The following is an 11116-nucleotide window of genomic DNA, read 5'->3' on the forward strand; positions in this document are numbered from 1 at the left end:
GCGGGGATGCGGCGATGAAATATCTCTCGCTGGTGTGGGCGCAGCTGTTCCGCAGCAAGACCCGCACGCTGCTGACGCTGCTGTCGGTGGTGGCGGCGTTCCTGCTGTTCGGGATGCTCGATTCGGTGCGCGTGGCCTTCAACTCCGGCGGCAGCGTCGATGGCGCCAACCGCCTGATCGTGTCCTCGCGGCTGTCGATCACCCAATCGCTGCCGGTCAGCCTGCTGTCGCGGATCGAATCGGTCCCGGGCGTGCGCAAGGTGACGTACGCGATGTGGTTCGGCGGCATCTACCAGGACCCGAAGAACTTCTTCCCGAATTTTTCCGTCGCCGACAACTACTTCGACGTCTACACCGACTTCGTGGTGCCGCCGGCGCAGCTGAAGGCCTTCCGCGAGAACCGCACCGGCGCGGCGGTCGGCGAGGCGCTGGCCAAGCAGTTCGGCTGGAAGCTCGGCGACACCATCCCGCTGCAGGCGACGATCTTCCCGCGCGGCGGCAGCAACGACTGGCCCCTGCAGGTCAGCGCGATCTTCCGCGCCAGGGACCGCAAGCGCGTCGGCGAAGAAAAACAGCTGATGATGCACTGGAAATACTTCGACGAATCCAACGACTACATCAAGAGCCAGGTCAGCTGGTTCACCGTGCAGCTGGCCAACGCCAACCAGGCCTCGCGGGTAGCGCAGGCGATCGATGCGATCTCGGCCAACTCCGACCACGAAACCAAGAGCCAGACCGAATCGGCGTTCCAGCAGGCCTTCGCCAAGCAGTTCGCCGACATCGGCCTGATCGTCACCGCGATCATGGGCGCGGTGTTCTTCACCCTGCTGCTGCTCACCGGCAACACCATGGCGCAGGCGGTGCGCGAGCGCATTCCGGAACTGGCGGTGCTCAAGACCCTGGGCTTCAAGGATTCCACCGTGCTCGGCCTGGTGATGACCGAGTCGGTGCTGCTGGTCGTGCTCGGCGGCCTGATCGGCCTGGGCCTGTCGGCGGTGATCATGCCCGGCGTGGCCGCGGCCAGCGGCGGCGTGATCCAGCTGCCGAACGTGCCGGCGCAGACCTGGCTGGTGGGGTTGGGATTGATGGTCGTGATCGGCGTCGTCGTCGGCCTGTTGCCGGCATTGCGCGCAAAGCGGCTGAAGATCGTCGACGCATTGGCCGGGCGCTGAGCCCGCCGATCGGCATCACGTCCCGAGGATGAAGCAATGAAGCATCAATGGATCTGGAACCTGCTGTCGATCGTGCTGCTGGGCGTGGGCCTGGTCGCGTGGATCCTGTTGCCGTGGTACGGCGTGCTCGCAGTGGCGGTGCTGCTGGCGCTGTGGCTGCTGCTCACCCGCAACGGCCGGCTCGCGCTCGCGGCCGCCCGCATCGGCATCGCCAGCCTGCCGCAACGCTGGGGCGCCTCGTCGGTGATCATCGTCGGCATCGCCGGCGTGGTCGGCGTGCTGGTCGCGATGCTGGCGATGGGCGAAGGCTTCAAGGCCACGCTGGATGCGACCGGCAGCGACGACACCGCGATCATCCTGCGCGGCGGCTCGCAGGCCGAAACGAATTCGGTCATCACCCGCGACCAGGTGCCGCTGGTGTCGAGCCTGCCAGGCATCGCGAAAGGCGCCGACGGCAAGCCGCTGCTGTCGCCGGAACTGTCGCAGGTGGTCAGCCTGCCCAGCCGGAGCGATGGCACCGATGCCAACGTGCAGTTCCGCGGCGTCGGTCCGCAGGCGTGGGCGGTGCGCGGCAACATCCGGATTGTCGAGGGCCGCAAGTTCGGCGCCGGCCTGCGCGAACTCGTCGTCGGCCAGGGCGCGCAGTCGCAGTTCCGTGGCCTGGAGGTCGGCAAATCGATCAAGCTCGGCAACCAGGCATGGGCGGTGGTCGGCAAGTTCGCTTCCGGCGACTCGCACGACTCCGAGCTATGGGGCGACGCCGAGACGGTGGCCTCGACCTACGATCGCCGCGCCTTCCAGTCGATCACCGTGCGCACCGACGGCAAGGCCGGCTTCGCCCAGCTCAAGGCAGCGATGGATACCGATCCGCGATTGAAGCTCGACGTAGAAACCACGCGCGCGTACTACGCCAAGCAGTCAGGGCAGCTGAGCAAGCTGATCAGCATCCTGGGTACCGTCATCGGCACGATCATGGCGATCGGCGCGGTGTTCGGCGCGCTCAACACCATGTACGCAGCGGTGGCGGGCCGGGCGCGCGAGATCGCGACCATGCGCGCGATCGGCTTCCGCGGCCTGCCGGTGGTGCTGGCGGTGATGCTGGAGACGATGCTGCTGGCGCTGCTCGGTGGCGTGCTCGGCGGCCTGATCGCATGGCTCATCTTCAACGGCTACAGCGTGAGCACACTGGGCAGCAACTTCAGCCAGGTGGTGTTCCAGTTCAAGGTCTCGCCGCAACTGCTGTGGACGGGGTTGAAGTGGGCGCTGGGGATCGGACTGGTCGGCGGATTGTTCCCCGCGCTGCGTGCGGCGCGGCTGCCGGTCACGGCGGCGCTGCGCGACGCATGAGGCTGCGCGGGTGCCTTGAACCGGGTTGTCCCTGGAAACCCGCGTGACGCCGCCGCTTCGGGTCATTGCGCTGGTGCTTCCAGCAGATCCCGCGAAGCCGCCATCAACGTCGCCCGGGTAAGCGCAGCGCACCCGGGGCAGCAACGATCGCCCTCCGGGTGCGCTGCGCTTACCCGGGCGGCGGACCCGTGCGTTCCGCTGCCCTTGCGCTCATCTTCCCCGGGTGCGCTGCGCTTACCCGGGCTACGCGCCGCTTTGGCCTGTCGCCGGGACCAGGCGCCGCTGCGCTCGCCACAGGCTTTCACCGCCGAACAGCGCCAGCGCGATCCAGATGAAGACGAAGCCCACGGCGCGGTCGCGGTCGAAGGCTTCGCCCAGCAGCAGCACGCCGATCAGGAACTGCAGCGTCGGCGAGATGTACTGCAGCAGGCCGACCACCGACAGCGGCGCGCGTCGCACCGCATGGGCGAAACCGATCAGCGGCAACGCGGTCAATGCGCCACCGAGCACCAGCATCGCGTCCAGGCCAAAGCCCCAGCCCGGCACGCCATGCGCGGGCAGGAAGCCACCCTGGCCATGCGCCTCGCCCCACAGCAGCATCGCCAGCGCCGGCGCGAACAGGTACACGCTTTCGACGCCGAGGCCGGCGATCGCGTCCACCGCCGCCAGCTTGCGGATCAAGCCGTAGAGCGCGAACGACAATGCCAGCCCCAGCGCGATCCACGGCGGGCGCCCGTACTGCAGCGTCAGCCACAGCACGCCGGCGGTCGCCAGCGCCACCGACGCCCATTGCACGCGCGTGAGCCGTTCGCGCAGGAACAGCACGCCGAACAGCACGCTCACCAGCGGATTGATGAAGTAGCCCAGGCTGCTTTCGACCACGTGCCCGGCATTGACGGCCCAGATGTACAGGCCCCAGTTGAACGCGATCAGCACGCCGCTCAGGGCCAGCATCCAGGCCGCCTTCGGCCTGGCCAGCGCCGCGCGCAGCCAGTCGCGCCGCTGCCATGTCAGGTAGCCGGCGACGAACACCGTGCTCCACACGATCCGGTGCATCACGATCTGCAGCGACGGCACCGAGGTGAGCGCGTGCCAGTACAACGGCATCACGCCCCACAGCACGAACGACGCCACCGCGATCCAGAGCCCGCGGCGGGCCTCGGTGGCCAGCGTCATGCGCCGCTCCCGCGCATCGCGCGCGCCCGGGCCAGGGTGATGATGACGACGCCTGCCAGGATCACCGCCATCGCGCCCAGGTCGTGCGCGGTGAAGCGTTCGCCGGCGAGCAGCGCGCCCAGCAGCACCGCGATCGGCGGATTGACGTAGGCGTAGCTGGTGGCGAGTGCCGGACGCACGTGGTGCAGCAGCCAGATGTAGGCGGTGAAGCCGAAGATCGAGCCGGCGACGACGAGATAGAGCAGCGCGGACGTCGCGGCCAGCGACGGCGCCGCGGTGAAGCGCTCGCCGCTCACCAGCGCGGCCAGCAGCATCCACCCGCTGCCGGCGAGCATCTGCGCGCTGGCGGACATGAACGGCGCGGGCAGGTCGAGGTCGCGGCTCCAGACCGAGCCCCAGGCCCAGGCCAGCGGTGCGATGACCAGGCACACCAGGCCGAGCATCGAACCGGTCAGCGCGCTGCCCGCGTTCAGCCACAGCACGCCGGCGAAGCCGACCACCAGCCCCAGCCATTCGATCCTCGAGGGATGGCGTCCGCGCAACATCGAGAACACGCCGGCGAACAGCGGCATCGACGCCACCGCGATCGCCGCCAGGCCGGAGCCGACCTGGGTCTCGGCGAGGTTCACGAAGCCGTTGGACAGCAGCACCATGAAGATCGACAGCACCGCGAGCGTGCGCCATTGCCGGCGCGTGGGCGGCGTGGCGCCGCGCGCGCGCAACACCGCGAACATCAGCGCGCCGGCCAGGAACATCCGGATCGCGCCGAGCAGGAACGGCGAGTAGCCCGGCAGCGCGAAGCGGATCGCGAGGTAGGTCGAACCCCACAGCAGGTAGACCGCGGCCAGGGCCAGCGGGACGGCAAGCACGGGCAGGCGCGGGCGGACGTCGGCGAGGGTGTTCATGGGCGGGCTTGGACCGGGCGGACTCGGGAGGCATCCGGACGACTCAGGCTAGGCGCCGGCCGTGGATGGCGATTGATCATTCGTGCGCCGGGACGCAATATTTTTGCATGGCCAACCGCGTGCTCCCGCTCGACGATTTCGACCACCGGCTGCTCGGGCTGCTGCAGCGCGACGCGTCCGCGACCCTGGCCACGCTCGGCGACGCGATCGGGCTGTCGCCCAGCGCCGTCCAGCGGCGGATCGCGCGCTATCGGCGCCATGGACTGCTGCGCCAAGTGGCCGTGCTGGATCCGGCGGCGTTCCCGGCAACCACGCTGGCGGCGGTGCTGGTGACGATGGAGCGCGACACCCTGCGCCTGCACACGGCGTTCCGCGCACGCATGCGCGCGGCACCGGAGGTGCAGCAGTGCTACGCGATCGCCGGCGAATGGGATTACCTGGTGTTGCTGGCCGCCGGCAGCGTCACCCACTACCGGCAGGTGGCCGAACGACTGTTCGTCGACGAAGGCAACGTCAAGCGCTACGAGACGCGGATGGTGTTCGACGTGGTCAAGCACGGGTTGGAACTTCCTACAGGGGCTTCGCCGCGGCGCCGGGCAAGGCGCAGCGGTCCGGCGTAGTCGCGGTCGCGAGCGCCGGGCGCAGCTTCGCCACGCGCGCCATGGGCAGCAACCGCGACGGTTTCATGCGGCGCGTTCGCGCTCCAGCAGCTGCTGCTTCAACGGCAAACCCCAGCGATAGCCGCCCAGTGAACCGTCGCTGCGAATGACGCGATGGCAAGGCACCACCACCGCGAGCCGGTTGTGCGCGCAGGCGCTGGCGACGGCGCGGGCCGCCGCCGGCTGCCCCAGCTGCGCGGCCAGCTGCGCGTAACTGCGGGTCTGTCCGGCCGGGATCCGCATCAGCGCATCCCATACCTTTTTCTGGAACGCGGTACCGACCAGGTCGACGGCGACCGCCGATTCGCCACCGGCCAGTCGCCGGGCGATCGCCTGCACGCGCGGGGCGAGGAACTCGTCGCGCCCGGCATCGACCCGCTGGTGGCGGGCGTGCGGGAATTCATGGCGCAGTTTCGCTTCCAGTGCGGCGGCATCTTCGCCCAGTTCGACCATGCAGACGCCACGCGACGTGGCCGCGACCAGGGCCAGCCCGAGCGCGGTATCGACCAGGCTCCAGCGCAGGGTTTCTCCCGCGCCACCCGCGCGGTAGCGGGCCGGGGTCATGCCCAGCCGGGCGGCGCCGGCTTCGTAGACGCGCGACGGCGAACCATAGCCCGCGTCGTACAGCGCGGCGCTGACCCCGCCGCCATCGCGCAACGCGGCCTTCAGCCTGCCAAGCTTGCGCTGGGCAAGGTATTGCGCCGGACTGAGCCCGAAGCGGGCGCGGAAGCGGCGCTGCAGCTGCGAGGCCCCGATGCCGACGGCCTGCGCCAGTGCATCGAGCGTGGGCTCACCGCCATCGAGCAACTGGCGGGCGTGTTCGAGGCGATCGGCGGGCGGTGGTCGCTTGGGCATGTCCATGCGGCAGACGATATCGGGCGCACGCGGCGACCGATATCCGATTCCTGCCGACGCTCACTGCGCCCAGCGGGTGGCGAGCTTGGTTTCCGGCAGCACCTGCGCGGTCAGGGTCTGGTCATGGACCAGCAGGCTGGTGGCGTCGGCGAGGATCGCGGCCGATTCGCGCAGCAGTGGATCCGGGCGCTTGTCGGCGAGCTTCTCGCGCGCGGCGTCGGCGGCGATGTCGCGTTCGCCCACCTGCAGGCCGTCGTCGCTGGGCACGTCGGCCAGCGGATCCAGGGCCAGCCCCAGCGCCTTGCGCTGCGCCTGGCGCTCGACCTGCTTGGCTTCCTGGCGGTCGCGCTCGGCGCGGCGCTCGGCTTCGTTGAGCGAGACGTATTTCTTGGCCTGCTCGGCGCGGAATTCCGCCACGTCCTGCGACCACCACTGGAATTCCTTGCTGTTGGCCACGCGGGCGGCGTGCAGGGCCGCCAGTCGCGGCAGGATCGGGGCGAAGTTGCCGTAACGCACGTGCGGCACCGCGGCGATCCGGGTCCAGGGCAGGGCATTGTCGAAGGTGCTCTCGCCGTATTCGCTGGCATCGGCCGAGACCGGGAAGGCGACATCCGGCACCACGCCCTTGTTCTGGGTGCTGCTGCCGCCGGGCAGGAAGAACTGCGCGATCGTCAGCTTGACCTGCCCCAGGTGGGTGTCTTCCATCGATGGCCAGCGATCCAGGTCGACCAGGTTCTGCACCGTGCCCTTGCCGAAGGTGGTCTCGCCGATGATCAGGCCGCGGCCGTAGTCCTGGATCGCGCCGGCGAAGATCTCCGACGCCGAGGCCGAGCCGCGGTTGGTCAGCACCGCCAGCGGGCCGGTCCAGGCCACGCCCGGACTGGTGTCGGAATCGACGCTGACGCGGCCGCCGGATTCGCGCACCTGCACCACCGGGCCCTTGTCGATGAACAGGCCGGTGAGGTTCACCGCTTCGTCCAGCGAACCACCGCCGTTGTTGCGCAGGTCCATCACCACGCCGTCGACCTTCTGCGCGCGGAACTGCGCCAACAGGCGGGCGACGTCGTGGGTGGCCGAGGTGAAGTCGCCATTGGCGCTGCGACGGCCTTCGAAGTCCTGGTAGAACGCCGGCAGCTTGATCACGCCGATGCGCTTGGCCGGGCGATCGCCGGAGGCCGGGATGGTGAGCGTCTCGGCCTTGGCCGCGTCCTCGGACAGCTTGATCTTGTCGCGGGTGAGGACGATCCGCACCGGCTTGCTGTCGAGCCCTGCTTCCGGCGGGATCATGTCCAGCCGCACCAGCGTGCCCTTGGGCCCCTTGATCTTCTCGACCACGTCGTCGATGCGCCAGCCGACGACATCCTCCATCGTGCCGCTGGCGCCCTGCCCGACCGCGACCACGCGGTCGCCGGGCTTGATCTTGTTGCTGCGCGCGGCCGGCCCGCCGGGCACGACCTCGCGGATGACGACCACGTCGTCCTGCTTCTGCAGCACCGCGCCGATGCCCTCGAGCGAGAGCGACATCGACTGGTTGAAGCGTTCGGCGGTGCGCGGGTTGAAGTAATCGGTGTGCGGGTCGATCGCCGCGGTGTAGGCGTTGAGGAAGCTCTGGAAAGCATCCTCGCCGTTGAGCTCGGCGACCGACGAATCCAGCGTGGCGTAGCGCTTGTCGAGCGTCTTGCGGATCTCGTCGGGCTTCTTGCCGGCGAGCTTCAGTCGCAACCAGTCGTTGCGCACCGACTGCTTCCACAGGCCATCGAGCGCGGCGCTGTCGGCCGCCCATGGCGCCTTCTCGCGGTCGTAGTACCAGCGGTCGTTGCCGCTGAAGTCGAAGATGTCCTGCTTGAGCAGGCCGCGCGCGTAATCCGAACGCTGGTCCACGCGCTGCTTGTACAACTGGAACATCGCGTAGGCCGGCGCGACGTTGCCGCTCTTGATGGCGTCGTCGAGCGAGGTCCTGTAGCTGGCGAACTTGGCCACGTCCTGCGCGGTGAAGAACAGCTTTCCCGGATCGAGGGCATCGAGATAACGCTTGAAGATGTCGGCCGACATCGCATCGTCCAGCGCCCGCGGGCGGTAGGCGTAGCGGCTGTCGGACAACAGGCCGTAGACCAGCTTGGACGTGGTCGCCTGGGCCGTCGTCGGGCTGGCGGCGATCGTCCCGGCGTCACCGTCGCCGGGCGCGCGCGCCAGCAACGCCAGTGGCGCGGTCAGGGCCAGGAAGACCAAGGGGTAATACGCTTTCATCAAGACTCTCGCGGCCGCAAGGCCGGTGGGGACGGGGGAAGGCTGGGGCCCGCATGGACCCGGCGACAGTGCCGGAAGTTGCGTGGCGGCGGGCGCCAACGTCAAAAGTCACTCTACCCGTGGCAATCGATGTCCGGGTGAACGCGGGATCAGCGGCGAACGGGCCATGCGCTTCCTGCAAAGCGACGCAGCTGCATTGCGACATTCCAGCCACGTCCCGCGCTGCCGCGGGCTCGTGGCGCCCGGTGCCCGGCCTCAGGCCGCGACGCCGGCTTCCATCGCCTGGCGATCGGCATGGTAAGACGACCGCACCAGCGGGCCCGAGGCGACGTGGCTGAAACCCAGCGCCATGCCGAACTCCTCCAACGCCTTGAATTCATCCGGCGTCCAGTAGCGCAGCACCGGATGGTGGTGCGCGCTGGGCTGCAGGTACTGGCCGATGGTCACCATGTCGACATCGTGCGCGCGCAGGTCGCGCAGGGTGCCCTGCACCTGCTCCATGGTTTCTCCCAGGCCAAGCATGATCCCGGACTTCGTCGGCACCTGCGGGTGCTGCGCCTTGAACTTCTGCAGCAGCGTCAGCGACCACTGATAATCCGCGCCGGGGCGCACGTTGGGGTAAAGCTCCGGAACGGTCTCGACGTTGTGGTTGAACACGTCCGGCGGATTGGTGGCCAGGATCTCCAGCGCGCGCTCCATGCGGCCCTTGCCGCGGAAATCCGGCGTCAGCACCTCGATCCGGGTGCGCGGGCTGTCGCGCCGGATCGCGGCGATGCAGTCGACGAAATGCTGGGCGCCGCCGTCGCGCAGGTCGTCGCGGTCGACGCTGGTGACCACGACGTACTTCAGGCCCATGTCGGCGACGGTGCGCGCGAGGTTGGCAGGTTCATCGGCATCCGGCGGCTTGGGTCGGCCATGGGCGACATCACAGAACGAGCAGCGCCGGGTGCAGACCTCGCCGAGGATCATGAACGTGGCCGTGCCGTGGCCGAAGCATTCATGGATGTTGGGGCAGCTGGCTTCCTCGCAGACCGTGACCAGGCGGTTCTCGCGCAGCTTGGCCTTGAGGTTGGCGACCGAATTGCCCGACGGGATCCGCACCCGGATCCACGATGGCTTGCGCAGCACCGGCGCATCGGCGAACTGCACCGGCGAGCGCGCGATCTTGTCGCCGGCGACCTGCTTGACGCCCGGCTGGAGCGTGGCGGCCTGGGGTGCGGGCGACGGCAGCGCGCCGTCGGCGAGGACGGCCAGCGGGATGGTGCGGGCGGGGGTATCGGTCATTGGGCCTGCGCCCCGGTCGGGGCCGGGGTCGACGTACGGTGGGATGCGCCATTGTCCCGCGCCGGGGGCGGAAACCCAAATGGCGGCTGGCGGCGGCGCGCCTGCGTGGCCCTCGTCCCGCGGAAGCCGGATCCAGCGCCAGCGCCCGTCATCCCAGCGAAAGCCGGGATGACCAGCAAGGGCGGACACGATGGCGCGCCAGCGCGCGAACGCTACCGGTCGACCAGCACCGGCTCCGCTGCAGCCAACCGCAGACCGAACTGCCGCGCCATGTGCCCCTGCAGCGCCTCCCGCACGGCAGCCAGATCCGACGGTCCGCCGAGCAGCGCCATCGAGGTCACCTGCAATCCGGCATAACCGCAGGGATTGATCCGCGCGAACGGCTCCAGGTCCATGGCGATGTTGAAGGCCAGGCCGTGGAAGCTGCAGCCGCGGCGCACGCGGATGCCGAGCGCGGCGATTTTTTCGCCATTGACGTAGACGCCGGGCGCACCTTCGCGACGCGCGGCGACGATGTTCCAGTCGCCCAGGGTGTCGATCACCGCCTGCTCGATCCGCTGCACGTAGTCGCGTACGCCCAGCTTCAACCTTCGCAGGTCCAGCAGCGGATAGGCGACGATCTGTCCCGGCCCGTGGTAAGTCACCTGGCCGCCGCGGTCGACGTGCAGCACCGGGATGTCGCCCGGGGCGAGCACGTGCTCGGGCTTGCCAGCCTGTCCGAGGGTGAAGACGGGCTCGTGCTCGACCAGCCACATCTCGTCGCGCGTGGCGTCGTCGCGCGCGTCGGTGAAGCGTTGCATCGCGCGCCAGACCGGCTCGTAGGCGCGGCGACCGAGATCGCGGACGAGGCATTCGCGCGCGGTCGCTTTCGCAACGGCTTGAGGCGCGTCTTCGGCAACCGGCGTCGTGACCACGGCGGCCCCGGCGCTCAACAACGGATCCAGCGCGTTGTCGGTGCGGGCCGCGTTGCACTCAGCCCCTTCGCTCCGTGGATCACAACGTCCACTTCACTTCCGGATGCTCGCGCAGCACGGCATGGGCGACGTCGTACTGCTCGCGCGATTCGGCGCGGAAGCTGAGCTTGATCGAGACGTACTTGCCGCCGCTGGATTCGCGGGTGGAAACCGTCTCGTGCAGCACCAGCAGGCCGGCGGCCTCGAGCAGCGCCGGGATCTGCTCTTCCAGGCCGCTGCCGGCCGGGCCCATGGCCGTGATCTCGAATTCGCCGGGAAACTGGAAGCCGTGCTCTGGATTGTCGGAATGCAGGTCCATGCGCGGATTATCGCGCGCCGCGCGCGAAGCAGGTGCGAGGGGACCAGCGCCCCGCCCGCAGCCGTCGCACCGGGGTCATTCGGCCGGCTTGGACCCGGCCACCAGGTCGGCGGCCAGTGGCGCGCCGTCGCGGGCAAGGCCGGCATCGGAGGCCGCGACCTCGGCCGGCAGCGCATCGGCCCGGCGCGCGCAGGTCGGA

10 protein-coding genes are annotated in these 11116 nt (G+C 69.4%); 3 read left to right on the top strand and 7 right to left on the bottom strand.

Annotated elements, in window-relative coordinates:
- Positions 1-14: 14 nt before the first annotated feature.
- Positions 15-1172, top strand: a complete 1158-nt coding sequence (locus tag G7B67_RS07775; RefSeq protein ID WP_166210429.1) for an ABC transporter permease — start codon at positions 15-17, stop codon at positions 1170-1172.
- Between the two features lie 36 nt (positions 1173-1208).
- On the top strand, positions 1209-2519 hold the full coding sequence (locus tag G7B67_RS07780; RefSeq protein WP_166210432.1) for an ABC transporter permease: 1311 nt from the start codon (positions 1209-1211) through the stop codon (positions 2517-2519).
- A 243-nt stretch (positions 2520-2762) separates the two neighbouring features.
- Here the strand turns inward: G7B67_RS07780 and rarD are convergent, their stop codons facing one another.
- Both rarD and yedA read right to left on the bottom strand, forming a co-directional pair.
- Positions 2763-3695, bottom strand: a complete 933-nt coding sequence (gene rarD / locus G7B67_RS07785) for an EamA family transporter RarD (RefSeq protein ID WP_166210435.1) — start codon at positions 3693-3695, stop codon at positions 2763-2765.
- Positions 3692-4600 carry a drug/metabolite exporter YedA gene (gene yedA, locus G7B67_RS07790; RefSeq protein WP_166210438.1) on the bottom strand — a complete coding sequence of 303 codons (909 nt, stop codon included), beginning with the start codon at positions 4598-4600 and terminating at the stop codon, positions 3692-3694. Before yedA ends, rarD begins: the two co-directional genes overlap by 4 nt.
- 107 nt (positions 4601-4707) lie before the next feature.
- Here yedA and G7B67_RS07795 point away from each other — a divergent pair, with 107 nt between their 5' ends.
- Entirely contained in the window at positions 4708-5220 is a 513-nt protein-coding gene (locus G7B67_RS07795) for an Lrp/AsnC family transcriptional regulator (protein WP_166210441.1), read from the top strand.
- 63 nt (positions 5221-5283) lie between these two features.
- Here G7B67_RS07795 and G7B67_RS07800 read toward each other — a convergent pair whose 3' ends face one another.
- The 5 genes from G7B67_RS07800 to G7B67_RS07820 all read right to left on the bottom strand — a co-directional run bounded on the left by G7B67_RS07800 (position 5284) and on the right by G7B67_RS07820 (position 10917).
- On the bottom strand, positions 5284-6114 hold the full coding sequence (locus tag G7B67_RS07800; protein WP_243412294.1) for a methylated-DNA--[protein]-cysteine S-methyltransferase: 831 nt from the start codon (positions 6112-6114) through the stop codon (positions 5284-5286).
- A 60-nt stretch (positions 6115-6174) separates the two neighbouring features.
- Positions 6175-8361: a carboxy terminal-processing peptidase gene (locus tag G7B67_RS07805; protein WP_166210447.1), complete on the bottom strand. Its 2187-nt coding sequence runs from the start codon at positions 8359-8361 to the stop codon at positions 6175-6177.
- A gap of 255 nt (positions 8362-8616) precedes the next feature.
- Positions 8617-9645 carry a lipoyl synthase gene (gene lipA, locus G7B67_RS07810; protein ID WP_166210450.1) on the bottom strand — a complete coding sequence of 343 codons (1029 nt, stop codon included), beginning with the start codon at positions 9643-9645 and terminating at the stop codon, positions 8617-8619.
- 212 nt (positions 9646-9857) lie between these two features.
- Positions 9858-10577, bottom strand: a complete 720-nt coding sequence (gene lipB / locus G7B67_RS07815; protein ID WP_243412295.1) for a lipoyl(octanoyl) transferase LipB — start codon at positions 10575-10577, stop codon at positions 9858-9860.
- 61 nt (positions 10578-10638) lie between these two features.
- A complete protein-coding gene (locus tag G7B67_RS07820; protein WP_166210453.1) occupies positions 10639-10917 on the bottom strand; it encodes a DUF493 family protein in 279 nt (92 codons plus the stop codon).
- Positions 10918-11116: the final 199 nt, after the last annotated feature.

The sequence above is a fragment of the Cognatiluteimonas telluris genome, from assembly GCF_011320095.1.
Taxonomy (GTDB): domain Bacteria; phylum Pseudomonadota; class Gammaproteobacteria; order Xanthomonadales; family Xanthomonadaceae; genus Cognatiluteimonas; species Cognatiluteimonas telluris.

Coding starts and splice junctions, on each gene's coding strand:
- G7B67_RS07795 (WP_166210441.1), top strand. CDS start 4,708: ATGGCCAACCGCGTGCTCCCGCTCGACGATTTCGACCACCGGCTGCTC.
- rarD (WP_166210435.1), bottom strand. CDS start 3,695: ATGACGCTGGCCACCGAGGCCCGCCGCGGGCTCTGGATCGCGGTGGCG.
- G7B67_RS07820 (WP_166210453.1), bottom strand. CDS start 10,917: ATGGACCTGCATTCCGACAATCCAGAGCACGGCTTCCAGTTTCCCGGC.
- G7B67_RS07775 (WP_166210429.1), top strand. CDS start 15: ATGAAATATCTCTCGCTGGTGTGGGCGCAGCTGTTCCGCAGCAAGACC.
- G7B67_RS07800 (WP_243412294.1), bottom strand. CDS start 6,114: ATGCCCAAGCGACCACCGCCCGCCGATCGCCTCGAACACGCCCGCCAG.
- G7B67_RS07805 (WP_166210447.1), bottom strand. CDS start 8,361: ATGAAAGCGTATTACCCCTTGGTCTTCCTGGCCCTGACCGCGCCACTG.
- G7B67_RS07780 (WP_166210432.1), top strand. CDS start 1,209: ATGAAGCATCAATGGATCTGGAACCTGCTGTCGATCGTGCTGCTGGGC.
- lipA (WP_166210450.1), bottom strand. CDS start 9,645: ATGACCGATACCCCCGCCCGCACCATCCCGCTGGCCGTCCTCGCCGAC.
- yedA (WP_166210438.1), bottom strand. CDS start 4,600: ATGAACACCCTCGCCGACGTCCGCCCGCGCCTGCCCGTGCTTGCCGTC.